Source organism: Polyangiaceae bacterium (assembly GCA_020633235.1).
Lineage (GTDB): Bacteria > Myxococcota_A > Polyangia > Polyangiales > Polyangiaceae > JACKEA01.
The window spans coordinates 1213260-1231949 of sequence record JACKEA010000002.1; the positions used below are offsets into that span (position 1 = coordinate 1213260).

Annotated in this window: 16 protein-coding genes; 9 read left to right on the top strand and 7 right to left on the bottom strand. The window is 68.9% G+C overall.

Annotated elements, in window-relative coordinates:
• Positions 1 to 18 precede the first annotated feature (18 nt).
• The 4 genes from H6717_15920 (at position 19) to nrfD (ending at position 7346) form a co-directional block, all read left to right on the top strand.
• Positions 19 to 2292 (top strand): DUF4339 domain-containing protein, encoded by a 2274-nt coding sequence (locus H6717_15920; GenBank protein ID MCB9578513.1) that lies wholly within the window; start codon positions 19 to 21, stop codon positions 2290 to 2292.
• Positions 2293 to 2371: 79 nt separating this feature from the next.
• Positions 2372 to 5503 carry a formate dehydrogenase-N subunit alpha gene (gene fdnG, locus H6717_15925; GenBank protein ID MCB9578514.1) on the top strand — a complete coding sequence of 1044 codons (3132 nt, stop codon included), beginning with the start codon at positions 2372 to 2374 and terminating at the stop codon, positions 5501 to 5503.
• Entirely contained in the window at positions 5500 to 6363 is an 864-nt protein-coding gene (locus H6717_15930) for a 4Fe-4S dicluster domain-containing protein (protein ID MCB9578515.1), read from the top strand. Before fdnG ends, H6717_15930 begins: the two co-directional genes overlap by 4 nt.
• Positions 6360 to 7346, top strand: a complete 987-nt coding sequence (nrfD, locus tag H6717_15935; protein MCB9578516.1) for a polysulfide reductase NrfD — start codon at positions 6360 to 6362, stop codon at positions 7344 to 7346. The genes H6717_15930 and nrfD overlap by 4 nt, the downstream gene beginning before the upstream one ends.
• A 123-nt stretch (positions 7347 to 7469) precedes the next feature.
• Here nrfD and H6717_15940 read toward each other — a convergent pair whose 3' ends face one another.
• The 5 genes from H6717_15940 to H6717_15960 all read right to left on the bottom strand — a co-directional run bounded on the left by H6717_15940 (position 7470) and on the right by H6717_15960 (position 12643).
• Positions 7470 to 7772 carry a hypothetical protein gene (locus H6717_15940; GenBank protein ID MCB9578517.1) on the bottom strand — a complete coding sequence of 101 codons (303 nt, stop codon included), beginning with the start codon at positions 7770 to 7772 and terminating at the stop codon, positions 7470 to 7472.
• Positions 7765 to 8613, bottom strand: coding sequence for a crotonase/enoyl-CoA hydratase family protein (locus H6717_15945; GenBank protein MCB9578518.1), 849 nt, complete (start codon positions 8611 to 8613; stop codon positions 7765 to 7767). The genes H6717_15940 and H6717_15945 overlap by 8 nt, the downstream gene beginning before the upstream one ends.
• A gap of 9 nt (positions 8614 to 8622) precedes the next feature.
• Complete coding sequence (locus tag H6717_15950; GenBank protein ID MCB9578519.1) at positions 8623 to 9582, bottom strand: hypothetical protein; 960 nt, start codon at positions 9580 to 9582, stop codon at positions 8623 to 8625.
• A 260-nt stretch (positions 9583 to 9842) separates the two neighbouring features.
• Complete coding sequence (locus H6717_15955; GenBank protein MCB9578520.1) at positions 9843 to 10799, bottom strand: HEAT repeat domain-containing protein; 957 nt, start codon at positions 10797 to 10799, stop codon at positions 9843 to 9845.
• Positions 10796 to 12643, bottom strand: a complete 1848-nt coding sequence (locus H6717_15960; GenBank protein MCB9578521.1) for a protein-arginine deiminase — start codon at positions 12641 to 12643, stop codon at positions 10796 to 10798. The genes H6717_15955 and H6717_15960 overlap by 4 nt, the downstream gene beginning before the upstream one ends.
• A 130-nt stretch (positions 12644 to 12773) precedes the next feature.
• Between H6717_15960 and H6717_15965 the strand changes: the two genes are divergently transcribed.
• From H6717_15965 to arsC, 5 genes are read left to right on the top strand one after another with little or no spacing between them, the layout of a single operon-like run.
• Positions 12774 to 14108, top strand: coding sequence for a DUF1704 domain-containing protein (locus H6717_15965; GenBank protein MCB9578522.1), 1335 nt, complete (start codon positions 12774 to 12776; stop codon positions 14106 to 14108).
• Between the two features lie 50 nt (positions 14109 to 14158).
• Entirely contained in the window at positions 14159 to 15568 is a 1410-nt protein-coding gene (locus tag H6717_15970) for a serine/threonine protein kinase (GenBank protein MCB9578523.1), read from the top strand.
• A gap of 19 nt (positions 15569 to 15587) precedes the next feature.
• Entirely contained in the window at positions 15588 to 16505 is a 918-nt protein-coding gene (locus tag H6717_15975; protein MCB9578524.1) for a hypothetical protein, read from the top strand.
• A complete protein-coding gene (locus tag H6717_15980; GenBank protein ID MCB9578525.1) occupies positions 16502 to 16816 on the top strand; it encodes a hypothetical protein in 315 nt (104 codons plus the stop codon). Before H6717_15975 ends, H6717_15980 begins: the two co-directional genes overlap by 4 nt.
• Positions 16813 to 17160, top strand: a complete 348-nt coding sequence (gene arsC, locus H6717_15985) for an arsenate reductase (glutaredoxin) (GenBank protein ID MCB9578526.1) — start codon at positions 16813 to 16815, stop codon at positions 17158 to 17160. Before H6717_15980 ends, arsC begins: the two co-directional genes overlap by 4 nt.
• A gap of 34 nt (positions 17161 to 17194) precedes the next feature.
• On the opposite strand, the gene H6717_15990 is transcribed toward arsC, so the two are convergent.
• Both H6717_15990 and H6717_15995 read right to left on the bottom strand, forming a co-directional pair.
• Entirely contained in the window at positions 17195 to 18442 is a 1248-nt protein-coding gene (locus H6717_15990) for a hypothetical protein (GenBank protein ID MCB9578527.1), read from the bottom strand.
• Positions 18379 to 18690, bottom strand: coding sequence for a hypothetical protein (locus H6717_15995; GenBank protein MCB9578528.1), 312 nt, complete (start codon positions 18688 to 18690; stop codon positions 18379 to 18381). Before H6717_15995 ends, H6717_15990 begins: the two co-directional genes overlap by 64 nt.

Genomic DNA, 18690 nt, shown 5'->3' on the forward strand with positions numbered 1-18690 from the left:
CCCGCAGGGGAGATGTCGGTGGCAGAAGACGTCAACGAGTTTTGGTTCTGGGCGACGAACGACGGCGCCCTGAAGACGGTGGACCGCAAGGAGCTGGTCTCCTCCCTCAGTCGCGGGGACATCCCGGCGAAGGCGTTCGTGTGGCGTCAAGGCTGGGCCGAGTGGATTCGCGCGGCGCAGGTCTCGGAGCTGTCCGGCGCGCTCTCGCCGGCTGCGCGGCAGTCTCCCGTCATGCCGAAGATGAGTCCGGACGCCACACATCCGCCTCCGGTTCCGCGTGCCGACAACATCGCCCTGGAGCCCATCGTGCCCGTTCAGTCCACGCCCGAGAACGACAAGCCGCAAACGCAGCTCCTGGTGGAAGACGAGCTGTCGGTGACGGATCTGGAGCCTGTGGAACCTCCGGCGTCCAAGGCGCCGCCTCCGCCCCGCCGCCCGCCCTCGTCGCGCCCTGCACCGCCCCGTCCCGCGGGCAGCTCGCTCACGGCCGCCCCGCGGCCCGCAGGCAGCTCGCTCACCGGTGCGCCGGTCGTGCCGGTCGGCTCCGCGCCGAGCAATGGCGCCGCCAAGAGCGCGCCCAAGCTCGAGGATTCCGCGCCACCATCCGCCAACTGGGTCGAGGTCTCTCCGACCGCTCCCAAGATCACGGAGAAGGTCGAAGAGAAGAAGCTCGAGCCCATCGTGCCGGTGGACTCTTCCCCGCGAAACGATCCACCGACCGGCGAGCTCGACGCCGCCGAGATCGAGTTCGTGGACGAGCCAGAAAAGAAGTCGACGTCCCTCGCGGATCTCGAGGCTGCCGTCGCCAAGAAGAAGCCGCAGCCCATTCCGCGCCCAGCGCCCGTGCTGGCGGTGAACGCAGCTCCGGAGGCGGAGCTGCCGACGCAGAAGGAAAATCCCCTCGTCCCGGAGATGCAGGACGCCATCATTCCCGTATCGGAGCCGGACAACGACGCACCCACGACGGTACAAGCGTCTCCGCTGAACGAAGAACGCGCCCCCGCCGAGCCGCTCCCCTCCTGGAGCGCCGAGGTGGACGCGGAGATCGCCGCCGACGCGGTGCCCCAGGTGTACGCGCCCAGCGCTCCGCCGCCGGCCGTCGCGCCCAGCTACGCCCCGCCGCCGAAGAAGAGCAGCATGGGTCTGGTGTTGGGTGGCCTCGGCGTCGTCGCCGTGCTCGGCATCGGCGTCATCGGGGCCGGCCTGTTCTACTTCAAGCCCTGGGAGTCCGGCTCGACGGACGCCAAGACGGCGAAGGCCCCCGCCAGCGCAGCACCGACCACGGAAGCGCCCGCAGCGGAGCCGGCCAGCACGGCGGCGTGCACCATCTCCAAGGCGGCGACTCGCATCGCCCCCTCCGTGATGGTGTCGGTCCCGCTGTACGTGGACGCAGCCGGCGGCACCTCCCTCGCCGTCGGCTTCGCCAGCTCGGCCACCTCGGCGACGGGCATCACCCTCGATCCCTCCACGCTGGATCATCAGGAAGTATTCAGCCGCGCCGGCAGCAACAACGTCGTCGGCGTGGTGCCCAGTCACAAGGGTGGCGAGCTCGGCTTCGCGGTGGATCGCGACGGTGACTCCCTCAAGGTCGGCCACACGGTGGACGCGGACAAGCCCTTCGTGATCGGCATGGGCCCGAACGGCTACAGCAGCATGCCGGTGGGCGGCTCGGCCACCACGGTTTGGCCTGGTGGCATGGATCAGAAGATGACGGAAGCGCGCGTCGTCAGCGTCAAGGACGTGGGCCACGCGGTAGCATTCCGCCGCGGCGGTCGCGATGGCGAGGTGTACGTGGGCTGGCTTGCTCCCGATGGCAGCAAGAAGACCGACCTCGGCACCGTGGAGGCCGAAGGCCCGCGCGTCGGCACTCCCACCGTCGCCGCCAACGAAGAGAGCTTGCTGGTGACCTTCGCCGCACGCGCCACGGACGACGCGCCCTGGGGCGTGCGCATCGCCACTGCCAAGCTCGGCGAGCTGCCGAAGGCTTCGCAGAAGATGGCGCTGCCGTCCGGCGGCCCCGGCGGCGAGGCAATCTCGCCGGTTGCCGTCGGTCTTCCCGGCAAGCGTTGGCTGATCCAGTGGACCGAAGGGCCCTCGGGCCAGCGCACGGTGCGGGCGCAGACCTTCAGCAACGACCTCAAGCCGCTGGGCGAGCCGATGACGCTATCGCCGAGCGGCCAAGAAGCCGGCCAGGGCGCCGTTGGTTTCAGCGGCGACCATGCGTCCGCCTTCTATCTGGTGAAGGGCGGCCAGGGCTACGAGCTCTGGGCCACGTCGCTGTCCTGCAAGTGACAGCGCTGTCCCGAGCAAAATAGCGGCGGGCATCTCGGGCCTTTGGGGGCCCGCCCAGCCCTCTGTTAGCCTGGCGCTCATGACCATGAAATGGCACGAGCGCTGGCCACTCTTGGGGCAGCTCCTTGGGCGCGGCGACGGCACCGGCGTGGAGGCGATGAGCGCGAAGACCCGCGCCCTTCGCCCGAAGACACGCGATGCGAAGGTCGCTCGCTCCGTTTGCCCCTACTGCGCCGTGGGTTGCGGTCAGCTCGTCTATCACTCCGCGGGTCGCTTGCTCGCCATCGAAGGTGATCCCGAGAGTCCCATCAACCAGGGCACGCTTTGCCCCAAAGGCGCCGCCAGCCACCAGCTGCTGACGCACTCGGAGCGCGTGACGCGCGTGCTCCACCGTGCTCCCCACGCGAAGGCCTGGTCCACCATCCCGCTCGACCAAGCGTTGGATCGGATTGCAGATTTGGTTTGGGAGGCGCGGAAACGCACGTTCCGGAAGGACGTGGGACACACCTCGGCCATCGCGCACCTGGGCGGCGCCACCCTGGACAACGAAGAGAACTACCTGATCAAGAAGCTGTTCACCGCCGGTCTCGGCATGGTGAGCGTCTCGAACCAAGCTCGAATATGACACTCGAGCACGGTGCCCGGTCTGGGCACCTCTTTCGGGCGAGGTGGCGCCACCACCGCGCCGCAGGATCTGGTGCGCTCGAATTGCATCCTGATCCAGGGCTCGAGCATGGCCGAAGCGCACCCCGTCGCCTTCCGCTGGGTCGTCGCGGCCAAGGAAAGGGGCGCCACCGTGATCCACGTGGATCCGCGCTACTCGCGCACCAGCGCGCTTTCGGACCTGTGGCTGCCGCTGCGCGCCGGAACGGACATCGTGCTGCTGGGCGCACTGGTGCGGCACGTGCTCGAGAACGACCTGTTCTTCCGTGACTACGTGGTGGCGTACACCAACGCATCCGTGATCTTGCGCGAGGAGTTCCGAGACACGGAAGATTTGGACGGCCTGTTCTCCGGCTGGGATCCAGAGCAGAAGAAGTACGACACCTCGAGCTGGCGCTACGCGGGGAACGACCCTGCGCGACCCGAACGAGATCCGTCGCTCCAGCACGAACGCTGCGTCCTGAACGTGCTCCGCCGCCACTTCTCCCGCTACACGCCAGAGATGGTGGAACGCGTGTGCGGGGTCTCCCCGGAGCTGTTCTCGCAGTTGGCCGACGCCCTCACCCATGCCTCGGGGCCCGACAAGACGGCTGCCATCTGCTACGCGGTGGGCTGGACGCAGCACTCGAAGGGCGTGCAGGTCATCCGTACCGCCGCGATCCTCCAGCTCTTGCTGGGCAACATCGGGCGACCGGGTGGCGGGATCCTGGCGCTCCGAGGTCACGCCTCCATCCAGGGCTCCACGGACATCCCCACGCTGTACGACCTCTTGCCCGGCTACCTGCCGATGCCCCGCGCCGGCCAGCACGAGAGCCTCGGGGACTACCTCGCCGCCGTTACGAGCCGGGGTGGGCTCTGGCACCAGGGCGACGCCTTCACCGTGAGCCTTTTGAAGGCCCTGTACGGCCGCCGCGCGCAGCCGGAAAACGACTTTGGCTTCGGCTTTCTGCCCAAGATCACCCGAGACCATTCCCACTTCTCGTTCTTCCTGGAGATGGCGGACGGGCAAGTGGAGGGGCTGTTCGTGATGGGCCAGAACCCGGCAGTGGGCGCACAGCACTCGCGTCTCGAGCGCCGCGCCCTGTCCAAGCTGCGCTTCCTGGTGGTGCGCGACCTGGTCGAGATCGAAACCGCGAGCTTCTGGCGTGACTCCCCCGAGGTGCGCCGTGGCGAGCTCCACACCGAAGACATAGCCACGGAAGTCTTCCTGCTCCCGGCCGCAGGCCACGCGGAGAAGTCCGGTACCTTCACCAACACGCAGCGGCTGCTGCAGTTCCGGGACAAGGCGGTGGAGCCGCCGGGAGACGCGCGCAGCGAGCTGTGGTTCGTCCACCAACTCGCGCTGCGACTCCAGGCCAAGGCGGAGGCCTCGCCGGATCCCGAGGACGAGCCGCTCCGAGCCCTGGATTGGTGGTACCCGGTGGACGAGCACGGCGAGCCGCTGCCCGAAGCGGTGCTCGCGGAGATCAACGGCTGGCGCACGGACAGCGGCGACAGCGAAGGCAGCGTCCATGCCGACGGCCACCACGGTCGCCAGCTCCGGAGCTTCTCGGAGCTGTCTGCCGACGGCGCCACCGCGTCGGGCTGCTGGATCTACTCCGGGGTGCTGGGCCCCGACGGCGAGAATCGCGCGCACTCCCGCTCGGCGCGGGACGCCTACGGCCACGGCTGGGGCTTCGCGTGGCCGGCGGATCGCCGCATCCTCTACAACCGGGCCAGCGCTCGCCCGGACGGCGCGCCCTGGAGCGAAGAAAAGAAGCTGGTCTGGTGGGACGCGGAAGCGGCGCGCTGGACGGGCCTCGACGTGCCGGACTTCGACGCCCAGAAGCCGCCGGGCTATCGCCCGGCGAAGGACGCCCAAGGCATGGCGGCGCACCCGGGAGACGCTCCCTTCTTGATGCACGCGGACGGCCTCGCGCATCTGTTCGTACCCGAAGGTCTCGCGGACGGCCCACTGCCCACCCACTACGAGCCGCTGGAGACTCCCGTGGAGAACGCGCTCTACGCTCAGCAGCAGAACCCCGCAGTGCGGCGCCACCCGCGAAGCGACAATCCCATCGCGGCACCGATGGACCCCCGCTATCCGATCGTGCTCACCACCTACCGCCTGACCGAGCACCACACCGCGGGCGGTATGAGCCGATTCTTGAGCCACCTGGCAGAGCTCCAGCCGGAGCTGTTCGTCGAGATGTCTCCGGAGCTCGCCGCCCAGGTGGGCGTGGAGAACGGCGATTGGGTCACGGTGGCCACCCCCCGCGCCGGCGTGGAAGCCAAGGCGCTGGTCACGCGGCGGCTTCGGCCCCTGAGCCTCGACGGTCGCGTGGTACATCAGGTGGCAATGCCGTTCCACTGGGGCACCGCGGGCCACGTTCAGGGCGACGTGACCAACGACCTGATCCCACTTTCCGGCGAGCCCAACGTGAGCATCCACGAATCCAAGGCGCTGTGCTGCGCCGTGTTTCCGGGGCGGCGCCCGCCAGATGCGGAGATGGGCCCGTGGCTGGAAAAGCTCGCCCGAAGCGCTCGCCCGAAGGAGCCGCCAGCGTGATCGGTGACGGCGAAAACAGCGACAACCAGCGCCGTCACCTGCACGTCGAGCAGCACACGACCGTCGGCTTCTTCACCGATCCCACGCTGTGCATCGGCTGCAAGGCCTGCGAGGTCGCCTGCAAGGAGCACAACCAGCTGCCCGACGATGGCTACGTCTTCAGCGGGCACTCCTACGACAACACCGGGCAGCTCGGCGCCTCCACCTGGCGCCACGTGAAATTCCTGGAAATGTCCGCACGCCTCGGAAGCCAGGTGGCCGGCACGATGACCGGAAACGGCGAAGATCCCTTCGGCTGGCTGTTCTTGTCCGACGTGTGCAAGCACTGCGAAAACTCCGGCTGCCTGGAGTCCTGCCCCACCGGCGCCATCGTGCGCACGGAGGTGGGCAGCGTGTTGGTACAAGACGACGTGTGCAACGGCTGCGGCTACTGCGTGGTCAGCTGTCCGTTCGGCGTGGTGGAGCGCCGCACGGGGCCGGTAGCGGGCAGCGGTGGCGCCCACAAGTGCACGTTCTGTTACGACCGCCAGCTGAGCGGCCTGACACCCGCCTGCGCCAAGACCTGCCCGACGGAGTCGATCTCCTTCGGCCCTCTCGATGAGCTCAGGACGCGAGCAAAGGAACGCGTGCAGACGCTCTCGGAACGCGGCTTCGAAGACGTGCGCGTCTACGACGCCGCGAACACCAGCGTTGGCGGCACCCATGCGTTGTTCCTCACCCTGGGCCCGCCGGAGCAGCTCGGATTGCCTCCGCACCCAGACGTTCCCACGGTGCACCTGGCCAAGGCCTGGACCGCCGCCATCTTCACCGCCCTGGGCGCACTGTTGCTCTCCGCCCTCGCCTTCATGCTTACGTCATGAGCGACTTCGAGGCCCGCCTGTCCGAGCTTCGCCGGACCGCCACAGCCGCGCCGCGTCCGCAGCAGCCGTCCGGCTACTACGGACGCCCGATGGTGAAGCCGCCGGTGTGGACCTGGGAAATTCCGCTGTACTTCTTCGTGGGGGGCGTCAGCGGAATGAGCGCGACGCTGGCCCTCGGCAGCCTCGCCGGCAACGCGCCCCTGGCGTTCACCCGCGCCGCCTTGTGGCTTTCCGTGGCCGGCGCGCTGATTTCACCGGTGCTCTTGATCTTGGATCTGGGCCGCCCGTCGCGATTCCTCAACATGCTGCGCGTCTTCAAGTGGCGCTCGGCCATGAGCGTCGGCGCTTGGACGCTGGTCGTGCACTCCACGCTGTGCGTCAGCTCGCTGATGGTGTTCGAGCTGTTCCGCTTCGCCGCGGTGGACGTCGGGCTGCCCAAAGAAGGCGTGGCCGCCCTGCTCTTTGCCCTGCTGCTCACCAGCGCGGTGACCGGCACGGTGCTGGCCACCTACACGGGAGTGCTCTTGGGAGCGACGGCCATCCCTGTCTGGTACCGCCACCGCTCGCTCTTGCCGGTGCACTTCGGCGCGGCCAGCCTGGGCTCCGCCGCGGCACTGCTCGAGCTCCTCGGCCATTCCCTGCCGGCACTGCACACCGTGGGCATGGTCGTCGCATTGGTCGAAACCATCGTGTTCGCGCTCACCGAGGTGTCCGGCCACGCCGTGGTGGACCGCCCGCTCCGAAGCGGCCGCACGGGCCTCATGATCCGCAGCGCGGGGGCGCTCACCGGGCCCATCGCCCTCGCCCTCCGCTTCGCCAACGTCCGCGAGCTCGCAGCCATCGCGTTCGTCACCGGCGCCCTGCTCGCCCGCTACGCCTGGATGGCGGCTGGCCGCGCTTCCGCGCTGGATCCCGAAGCAACCATTGCGGCTCAGGGCGCGTCCGGAAACAACTGCGTGGCGAGGGCGTCGAGACCGAAGTGAGGCGGGCGCCCGAGGAGCGAGCACCGGAGACCTACTGGAGTAGGTTGAGGAGCGGAGCGACGAGGCCGCCCGCCGCAGCGAGAGGATCGGCGATCGTAGTCGCAGAGGTTTTCGGACGCGCCCTCAGCGCGGACAGTGAGCGCGGCAGCCGCCCTTACCCCGGCACTCGTTCTGTCCGGCGCACGCGTGGGACTCGGGCACGGCGCAGCCACCCTTGCCCTTGCAGGAGTTCTTGCCCATGCAGCAATCGTCGTCGCGCTGGGCCTTCGCGCTCATCTCCGGCGGCGCCACGGCGGACAGCGCAAGCTTCGCTTCCCCCTTCACCGGCTCGGCGCTGGCGGCCGAGGGGGGACTCTCCTTCTTGCACGCCGCGAGCAACAGCGCCGCGGCCGCCGCGCGCGCCAGCGTGGCACCCCGATCACCCACGTCGGCTCACCCCGGGCGCGATGGGCTCACCGCCGTCGCGCTCTGCCACGGCTTGCTTGAAGCCCACGGCTTCTGCTCGCTCCTTGAACCACATGCCCTCCGGGGAGTGCCGCGCGACGCCGTCGAAAAGCGTCGCCAACGTCTGCGTCCCCGCGAAGCCCATGTTGTCGAAGGCCTGATTGATCATCAATTTGTGCATCATCAGCTGGTTCCGCGGCACCGCAGCCATGCGCTTCGCCAGCTCCGACACGCGCAGGTCGAGCTCCGCCTCGGGCACGGCGTCGATCACCAGGCCCATGTCCTTGGCTTCCCGCCCGTCGATCAGATCCCCGGTGAGCAGCATGCGCTTCGCGCGCTCCGCTCCCACGCGGTACACCCACATCGCGGTGGTGGGGCAGCCCCACACCCGCGCCGGCGGGTATCCGATCTTCGCGTCCGCGGCCATCACCACGAGATCACACGACAGGGCAATGTCGCTGCCGCCGGCGACGGCGAAGCCGCGCACCTTCGCGATGGTCGGCTTGTAGCTTCGCCACAAGGACGCGAAGCACTGCGTGTTGTCGTACATCATCTTGAAGTCGACCATCGGGTCCCAGGGCATCTCTTGCACGCCGGCGTTGGCCCCCGGCGTCTGTGCGTAGTCCACCAGGTCGTAGCCGGCGGAGAACGCACGCCCGGCACCGGTCACCACGATGACGTGCACGTCGTCGTCGTCGTTGGCCTGGGCAACCGCCGCGCGGATGTCCCGCGGCATGTGCTGATCGATGGCGTTCAGACGCTCGGGACGATTCAGGGTGATGGTCGCGATGCGATCCGTAATCTCGAGCGTGACGCTCTTCACGAAACCTCCTCAGGCCAGCATTCGGACGCCATGCTTCGGGTCCTTGGTACCGATTTCGAGGGCGGCAGCGCGGCTCGTCACCTCCAGCGGCGGGCCGCTGGCCGGCTCCAGGCGCAACCAGGCCCGCGCGATCTTGGAGTTCAAGCAGTAGGTCATGTCCCCGTCGGGGTTCTCGTAATAGAGCCCCACCATGTCGTCCGTGGTGGCGGACAGCTCGCCGCGCACCTTCGCGCGGCGGGTCTGCGCCTCGAACTTCCAGGAGCGCTGCGCCACCGAGCCCTTGTTCTGCATCAGGTTCTTGACGGCGTTGAACTCGTAGCGCGCCCCCTCGTGCCACACGCACACGATGGTGAGCGGGGGCACCAACACCGGCCCCATCTTCACCCGTGCCGTCACGCCCTCGAGCATCACGTTCTCGCCGCCGTCCCACTGGTTCACGTGTCCCCAGCCGTACAGCTCCGCGTGCTTCTTGCCCCAGTTGTGACCCTGCATGCCGCGCCAGCCGTCCACCCGCACTTCGCGGCCGTCCACCTTGTAGAACCCCGAAAAGCGCGTGTCGGGAAAGGGCGTGACCAGCTTGGAGCTCGGGAACTTGCCGCGGTACATGCGCTCGTTGGGGAGCAGCGTGAGGGGCGGTCCGCCGGCGTCGAAGGTGAGCTCCCACTCGAGGCTGTGGCCCCGCGCCGAGAGGCGCCCGCGAGTGAACCCCGGCCGAAGCTCCACGTCGCGTACGCGCACGTCGAGGGCGTCCGCCGAGAAGCGTGCCTCGGAGTACGGGATCACCTCCTTGGCGGCGACGTGGCCGCTCTCGCGATCGAACGCGATGGCCCAACCTTCCGCCACCGGGTCGCGAAAACGCCCGGACAAGATGGTGGCCTTGAGCCACAACGCGCGGCGCGCCTTCGGGTCGTTCAGCTTGAGGAAGTAGCTCTCGACGTGATCCGCGCTCGTGTCACGCTCGAACCTCACGGCGTTCCAGTCCCGCCCACTCATGCGCCGGACTGTAATTCAGACGGCATTGCATCGGAGCAACAAAAACGGGCCCGCCGCACACAATCGTGGGCCGATGTTTGTTGGTCCGGCGCGAATCCCGGCACGCCACGACGCCACCGCGTCCGCCGCGCGGCGCCGCGCGCTCCGGCGCGGCGCGACGGGAATCGCGCCGGTCCGACAAAAAAGAAAAGGCGGACCCTCCGATGCTCCGGAGCGTCCGCCAGTTTCCGCCCGGGTCAGTACTTGTGCAGCGGGCTCTTCTCGAACTTCTGCCGCAGGGCATCGAGGGCCTGCGCCAGCTCGGGCGAGGCGCCGCTCTTGGCCGCCTCGATCAGGCCGGGGGTGGCAGGGTCGTCCACCAGCAGGATCGACTTCTGGAGCTCGACGCGCAGCTCCTTGTCGCCGTACAGGCGCACGAAGGTGTCGATCAGCGCCTTGGCGGCGGTGGAGCGGACCGAGCCGCCTTCACCGGTCTTCGAGAGCGCCGGGGTCTTCCAGGCCCAGGTGTTGCCCACGTCCCCCAGCGCCTGGATGGTGAGCCGCGTGGTTCGACGATCCGTTGCGGACGCGACGATCTTCGAGAGCGCCTGGGCAACGACCGGACGACGGGCGTTGCCGATGGCGGAGAGCACCGCCATCCGTCGCTGGTTCGGCTTCTCCGCGAGGGACACCAGCTTTGCCGCGGCGGAATCCGTACCGATGCGCCCGAGGGCCTCGGCGGCGGCGCGCACGACCCAGTAGTCCGAGTCGGTCTCCAGGATCTTGGTGAGCACCGGTTCGGCCACGCCATCGCGTTGGATGCCGACGGCCTCGATCAGCCCGACCCGCAGCGTGGTCCACGCCGTGGAGGTCATGTCGCCGCGGGCGGGGCCCTTCACCGCCAACATCTCCAGCATGGGCATCAGGGCATCCGGCCCCAGACGCTTGAGGGAGAGGGTGATGGTGGCGAAGGGACCGCGACGGCGCTTGTCGAGCTCCGGCACCTGACTGGCCACCTTTGCGACGCGCTGGAACACCACGGGGTTATCGGCGCGCGCCTTCTTGATGCGAGCGGTCAGATCCTTCTGGGTCTTCTGATCCAGCTGCTTGACGGTGAGCACCACGCCGGAGGGTCCGGCCGCCTTCGCCGGCTCGGCCGCACAAACGGCCAGGCCCAAGGCCATGATTGCGAAAAAGACTCGTGCCGCTCTCATCGTCCGCTCTCCCACCACTTGGCGTTCTCGGGCAACGCACGCTTGGTATTGCTGCCGCAGTGAACCTCACCGTCCAAGCGGTGGTAGAGGTCCCAGTCCTCGATCCAGTCGATCGTGATGCCGTGCTTGCCGAACTCGGTTTCCAGCTGCTCGGCGAAGGGGTCCTTGCCGTTCACGATGGGGCCGTGGGTCTTGGGCGCCCCGAAGTGGGCGTCGCCCAAGGAGATGCCGTTCACGGTGCCCGGCTGGTACGCCACGGAGTAGCCGTAGGCGGTCCAGTGCAGGAAGGGCACGGGGATGACGTCGGCGTCCGTGATGCCCACTTCCTTCTTGAAGACGTCCATCTGGCCGTCCACTTCCACCACCGCCTTGGCGCTCTCGCCCATCACGTCGGTGTCGTTGAGCACGTCTTGGACGGTGACCTGGGCCGGCTCCGTGCCGGTGTCCGTGTACCACTTCTGGCCCTCGAACATGAGCACGCCGCCCTGCCCTTGGCTCACCAGATCTTCGAGCATCTTCTTGGCCATGGCGGCATCGTTGACCGCCATGCCCCAGCCGCGGGCGTTGTCCATCTTCACGAAGCTGATGGTCTCGTCCACGTGGCCCACGAGCAGCCAGGAGGTGTCCACGTTGAGGATCGGCTGCACCGCTTGCGCGTCGAGCATCTTCTGCATCAGCGGATCCGGGTGGAACGAGGCGACGGAACCGCGGAACACGCGTCCCATCGGGTAGCTCTCGCCGTTGTACTCGTAGGGCGGGATGGTCTCGGTGTTCCCGTAGGAGTTCAGCGAGTCCATGCTGCCGTCGTGGTTCGGGTCGTAAGACGGCGTCAGGCCTGCCGTGTCCTGCCCGTGGAACGCCGCGTACACCTCACGGCCGGCTTGGCGCAGCTTCTTTCCGCTCTCCACGTTGACCGACCGCATGAAGACGTCGATCGTGTGCTGCTCGCCGTTCGGCGCCGGCATGCTGGTCCAACCGATCTCCATCCAGTCCTGGGTCCACTGGTCGCCCACCGCGTGCTCGCTCATGCCGTCGGGCACTCCCGCGGCTTCCGTGGCGGCCTTCAGATCCTGACGAAACACCGTGGACCCGGGGGAGAACTGGCCGGCGTCCGTGACGTAGGTCTGCACCGGCTTCTGCAGGTGGTGCGAGAGGAGCAGCGGCGCGATGCGCAGCACCACGCTGTCCGACCCGTCTTGGTAGTCGCCACCGCCCGGCGCGCGCCCGGCGTCCATGTCCAACTGGAAGTGGGCCATGCCATCCCAGGCGTCCTTGTCCCGCAGGATGTCCTTGCCCTCGATGGCGAGCTCCACGCCGGCGCGGATCTCCGCCGGCGTGAGCACCAGCGGGAAGCCGACGGCGTCCCAATTGCCGCCGTTGTTCTTGAACACCCGCACGTAGTTGGCGGCGGGGTCCTGCAACGTGATCTGAGCGCTGGCGTCGTCCGGAGCCTCGGGCCAGGGCTTCACCACCATGCGCGCCATGTCCAAGAGGTCGCTCTCGCCGTTCACGATGTCGTCTGCACCGTCGTAACAGCTGGCCAGCTCCGCGTCCGACAGGCTCGCCGTCTCTGCGCCCTTGGGGCAGCGATAGGAGTCGTCGTCCACGTTCGCCAGGAAGATGGCGCCGTTGGTCGCGGTCCAGGTGTCTTCGCCTTCGTCCTCCGTGGCGTCGTCCAGGTCGATCACACCGTTGCGGTTGTTGTCGACGCGCAGATCGATCACCGGCGTGGGCAGATTGCCCGAACCGCCGGATCCACCACCGCCACCGCTACTGTCGCTTCCGCACCCTGCGACTGCGACCAGCGCGATGGCGCTCACCCACCACACTCTTACGTTTCTCATCGTTGCTCCCAAGCGATTCGATTGCCCTGCCGCCCCCCGGTCGGCGCCGGGAGTCTAGCCGAAAGGGCGGACCCGCGCCCCTCGCCCAAAAAGTGCATTCCCACCCCATGATTTCCGACAATACTGGCGCATGGTCTGGCGGTCCTACAAGGAACGGGTCGCGAGCCTTGCACAACGCGTCGTGGATGCGCAGCGGCCGATCCGAATACTCAACACGTTGGTGTGGCCCCCGGAGGTGGCGGAGCGCTTCTTCGCGCAGCGCTGTCGTGAGCTTCCGGAGGTCACCGAAGCGCACTACCAAGCGGTGGCCCTCGGCTTCGATCCCCAAGACAAGACGGAAGAGTTCGCGGCCATCGTGCGCGAGGTGGAGCGTGACTTGGGTAAGGACGACGCCATTGCCGGCGTGCTCGCCACCACCGCGCGACAGTACGCCCGGGTTGCCGAGATGCTCGCCGCCCGCGGCACGCGTCGCTTCTACGAGCTGAGCCGCGAGCTGTATGGATCCGCCCGGGATCCGCTGGCCGGCGGTAAGCGCAGCGTGCGCGAGTTCGCCGTCGAGATGTATCAGCTGCTCACCAACCTGGACGACGACGATCTGGGCCCCATCCCCCGCCGAGACATCCCGGCGGAGCGCGCCGTGACGTTGTTGAACGATCGCTTGAGCGCGTACTTCGGCGACGGCGTGGTGCGCGTGATGTTGGACGACGGCATCGTGGCGGACGCCGCCGCGGGCAGCGACTACGTGAAGCTCCGGCAAGGCGCGCTGTTCAGCGAGCGCGACATCGCCGTGCTCGAGGTCCACGAGGGCTGGGCGCATCTGGCCACCAGCCTGAACGGCCAGCGCCAACCGGTCGCACGCTGGCTTTCCAAGGGGCCGCCGCGCACGGCCGCCGCCCAAGAAGGCCTCGCGGCACTGCTCGAGGTGCTCACCTTGAAGAGCCACCCCACCCGGGCGCGTCGCTTGAACGACCGCGTACTGGCGGTGGACAAGGCGGAAGACGGCGCCAGCTTCCTCGAGGTGTTCGAGTGGTTCCGCACCGAGGGCTACGCGGAAGACGTGTGCTTCTGGAACACCCAGCGCGTGTTCCGCGGGGGTGTGCTCGACGGCGGCGCACCGTTCACGAAGGACATCGTGTACACCCGCGGCATCGTGGAAAATTACGAGTTCTTGCGGCGAGCGATCGCCGCCGGACGCGCGGATCTGGTGCGCTGGTTGTTCGTGGGCAAGGTGCACCTGGACGACGTGGCGGTGCTGGCGGGCAGAGCCCACGAAGGAGTGGTGGTGGCCCCCACGTACGTGCCCGAGATGTTCCGCGACCTCCGGGGCTTGTCCATCTGGCTGGGGGTCAGCACCTTCTGGGGCCGACTGGGCGACGGCCTCGGTCGGGCTCGGGAAAGCGCCGACACGACCCCACCCACACCCACCCCGCCGGTGCTCATGGAACGGCGAAAACGCCGCAATTGAGGGGCCTTGCCGCGGCGGGGATTTGACGCGAAAATTAGGGTGTTTAGTCGATGAACGAAGCCCCACACCCCGCGCAGGAGGAGGGAGCCGAGCGCTACCAATCCGGTGAGATCATCGCCGGCAAGTACCGGCTGGTGCGCCCGTTGGGGGCCGGTGGTGTCGGCCGGGTGTGGGTGGCGCACAACACCGTGCTCGACGTCCACGTCGGATTGAAGCTGATCCACGGGGACGCTCCAGGCACCAGCCCCGTCCACGCCGAGCGCCTGCTGCAAGAGGCGCGGGCGGCGGCCAAGCTCCGGCACCCGGCCATTTGCCGCGTGTTCGACTTCGGCAAGACGGACCTCGACGACCCCTTCGTGGTGATGGAGCTGCTCCACGGCGAGACCCTGCGCTCGGTCCTGGCGCGGGAATCCCGAGTCCCCGCGCTGCGCGCGGTGCAGACCCTGCTCCCCATCGCCGACGCCCTGGGCGCGGCACATGCCCAGGGCATCGTGCACCGCGACGTCAAGCCGGAGAACGTGTTCTTGGCGGTGGAGGAGTCGGACCGGCTTCAGCCCAAGCTGCTCGACTTCGGCATCGCCCGCATGGAAGCGACCTCCCGCAAGCTCACGCTGCAGGGCGTGGTGCTCGGAACCCCGGACTACATGTCGCCGGAGCAGGCCCGGGGCGAGATGGAGGTCGACGAGCGTAGCGACGTATGGAGCTTGTGCGTCGTACTCTACGAGCTCCTGACCGGCAGCGTGCCTTTCGACGAAGACAACTACAACGCGCTGCTCTGGGCCATCAGCCACGAGGAGCCGCGACCCACGACGGAGCTCGCCGCCGGCGACGCGGAGCTGTGGGCAATCCTGTCGCGAGGTCTGACCAAAGATCGCGAGGACCGTTGGGTCTCCGTCCGCGCCCTGGGCGAGTCCCTCGCCAGTTGGCTGTCCCACCATGGGATGACGGAAGACGTGAGCGGCAAGTCGCTGCGCTCGTGGTTCGACGGCGGCGAGGCGCCCGCGCCGAGCCTGCGCGGCGCAGAGCTCCCCAGCGCCTCGGAGAATCTGCCCACCCTGCCGCCGCCGTCATCCGACACCACCGGGCAGCTCGGAAGCCTGGCGACGCCGCTGCAAGAGAAGAGCGGCCGCCGACGCACCTTGGTCGGCGCCGGTGCCATCGCGGTGCTCTTGCTCGTCGCCGGCGCCATCGCCATCAGCACCCGTGCGCCGGCGGAAACTGCGCCCCCCTCGGCTCCGCCCCAAGCTCCGACGTTGGCGGCCGCCCCCCTCGCGGCGCCCGCCGAGCCCGCAACAACGGCTGCCAGCGCCGATGCAGTGGAGGACTCCGGTGCGGAGGCCCCCAAAGCAGCGGCACCCGCAGCGCAGAAAACCCTCAAGCCCAAGCTGGGTCGCCCCTTGCCCCGCGCCTCTGGTAAGAAGTCACCAGCGGATCGCAAGGGCTATGATTTCGGGTTCTGAGCTCCAATTTCGCGTGGGCGTGAGAAAAGCTCGGAGGTCCATCGCGATCTTGCTGCTCTTGGGCTCCGCGGCAGCCCACGCCACGCCGGTGGACGACCGCACGCGCGCCGCCGCGCGGCAGCTGGCGCAAGACGGCGCCGCCGCCTTCGACGCTGGCCAGCTCGGTCGCGCCCACGCCTTGCTGCATCGCGCCTACGCCCTGTTCCCGGCCCCCACCATCGCGCTGATGGACGCCCGGGCCCTCGCCGGCCTGGGGCGCTTGGTGGAAGCCGCCGAACGCTACGAGCTAGCACGCCGCACGGCCATCGATGCCGACGCTCCGGAAGCCTTTCGCGACGCCGTACGCGACGCGAATCGCGAGCTCGCGAAGCTCCGTCCGCGCATCCCGCTGCTGACCATCCGGGTGCCCGCGCACGACCCAAGCACGATGGAAGTGCGTCTGGACGGCCGCGCCGTACCCGCGCCGCTGATCGGCGTGCATCAGCCCGTGGATCCCGGAAAGCACGAGGTGACGCTGCTTCGAGATCAGACGACCCTGAGCAAACGCATCGTCGTCCTGGATCAAGGAGAGGAGCGCGCCATAGTGCTCACCGCCAACGGCGCGCCCGAGGACCCGGGCAGTGCGCAACGCACCTGGGGCTACGTGGCGCTGGGCGTGGGCGGCGCCGGGCTCATCACCGGCGTGGCCGCCGGCGTGGTGATGCTGGACAAGAAGTCGAGCCTGGACAGCGCCTGCGACGCCAGCTGTCCGCCCACCGCGCAGAACGACTTGGACAGCTTTCGCACCGCACGCACCACGTCCTTCATCGGCTACGGCGTGGGCTTGGCCGGCATCGGGGCCGGCGCCCTGCTGCTGCTCACCGCGCCCTCCGAGGAGGACGCGCGCCTCGTCCCGCTGCTGGGTCCGGGGCAGGTGGGCCTGAGGGGAACGTTTTGAGGCGCTGGGCTCCGCTGCTGCTTCTTTCGGCGCTCTCCTGGGGTTGTCCCTTGGCGGTGAGCGACGACTACGAGATCAGCGACCTGAAGGCCGCCGGCGAGAGCTGCAAAGCGGCGAGCGAGTGCTCGAGCGCAGTGTGCAGTGCCGGCAAGTGCGCCGCTCCAAGCTGCACCGACGGCGTGAAGAACGGCAACGAGAGCGACCGCGACTGCGGCGGCAGCTGCCCGAAGTGTCCCGACGGCCGCGGCTGCAAGGCGAAGGCCGACTGCGTCAGCGACAACTGCGCTGGCGGGAAGTGTGCACCCAAATGAAGAACGTCGTCATCTATCACAACCCGCGCTGCCAAAAGAGCCGACAGACTCTGTCGCTCTTGCGGGACAACGGCGTGGAGCCGGAGATCGTGGAGTACCTGAAGGATCCACCGAGCCAGAAGCGCGTGCTCGAGCTCATCGACATGCTGGGCATCGAGCCCCTGGCTCTGGTGCGCAAGAAAGAGAAGGACTTCGCCGCCTCGGGGCTGTCGGCAAAGAGCGACAAGCGCGCCGTCGCCAAGGCCATCGCGAGTTACCCCGTGCTACTCGAGCGGCCGGTGGTGGTGGTCGGCAAGAAGGCCGCCCTCGGACGACCGCCCGAGCAGGTGTTGAAGCTCCTCTGATGTTTGTCGCGGCGGCGCGATCCCCGGCGCGCGCCTACTGTGCGACGTAGTAATCCCAGTGCGCGGCGCCCACGGTGGCGTCGCAGGTGTCCCGCGTGACGAGCAGGGACGGATGGTCCGTCGCTTGCCAGGAGAGCATGCCGTAGTGCACGGCGCCGCTCGCCTTGCCCAAAGCGTCAAAGCTCACGCCGCAGCGCGCGGCCGGCAAGGAGACGGCGGCGGGCGAGGCGGCGAGCCCGGCGGCGGAGCCGGGATACACGTCCCAGTGACTCTGGCCGACGGCAGTGTCGCAGTCGTCTTGGCTGACGACCAGATCCGGCGCGCCGTCACAGCTCACGTCCAACAGCGAATAGTGCACCGCGCCGCTGCTCTTTCCCAGGGCCGTCCAGGGCACCGAGCAGCGCGCGGCGGGCAGCGCGTACGCGCTGGGCGCCGCGGCAAAGCCGCTCGCGCTCCCGCCGTACACGTCCCAGTGCGACGCGCCGATGGTCCCGTCGCAGTCGTCCTGCACGACGACCAGATCCGGCGCGCCGTCGCCGCCCACGTCCAGCAGCGCGTACTCGAGGGCGCCGGAGCTCCGCGCGGGCTCGTCGAACTTCACGCCGCAGCGCGCGGCGGGCAGCGCGTACGCGCTGGGCGCCGCGGCAAAGCCGCTCGCGCTCCCGCCGTACACGTCCCAGCGCGTAGTGCCGACGCTCGCGTCGCAGTCGTCCTGGTGGACGAGCAGGTCCACGCGCGAATCGCCGGTCAGGTCCATGAGCACGTACTCGAGGGCGCCGCTCGACTTGCCCAGCTCGTCCCAGATCACGCCGCAACGCCCTGCGGGCAGCGCGTACGCGCTGGGCGCCGCGGCGAAGCCGGCGGCACTGCCGGCGTACACGTCCCAGTGCGTGGCGCCGACGGTCGCGTCGCAGTCGTCCTGCACCACGACCAGATCCGGAAAGCCGTCTCCCGTCGCGTCGAGCAGACCGTACTCCAGCGCCCCGGAGCTCCGCGCGGGCTTGTCGAACTTCACGCCGCAGCGCGCCGCCGGCAGCGAAAGTGACGTGGGCGCCGCAGCGAGCCCCGCGGCGGAACCGGGGTACGCGTCCCAGCGGGTGCTGCCGACGTCCGGGTCGCAGTCGTCTTGGGTGACGATCAGATCCGGCGCGCCGTCGCCGGTCAGATCCGAGAGCATGTACTCGAGGGCGCCGCTGGCCTTGCCGAGCGCGTCGAAGCTCACGCCGCAGCGCGCTGCGGGGAGCGACAGCGGCGACGGCGCAGCGGAGAACGCCGCGGGCACGCCGGGGCGCAGCTGGGCGCGCCGCCGCCGGTGCCGCTTACGCCGCCGCTCTGCCCGCCCTGCCCTCCGCTGGCGGTGCCACCAGCGCCGCCGGTGGCGCCGCCACCGGTCCCGCTGCCTCCACCGAAGTTGCCGAAGCCGCCCCCGCCGCCGCTGGCGCCCATCCCGCCTCCGCCGCCGCTTCCGCCCCCGCCGCTGCAGCCGCCCACGGCGAGGAGGGTCGAGAACATCAGTGTTTTCATCTTCAT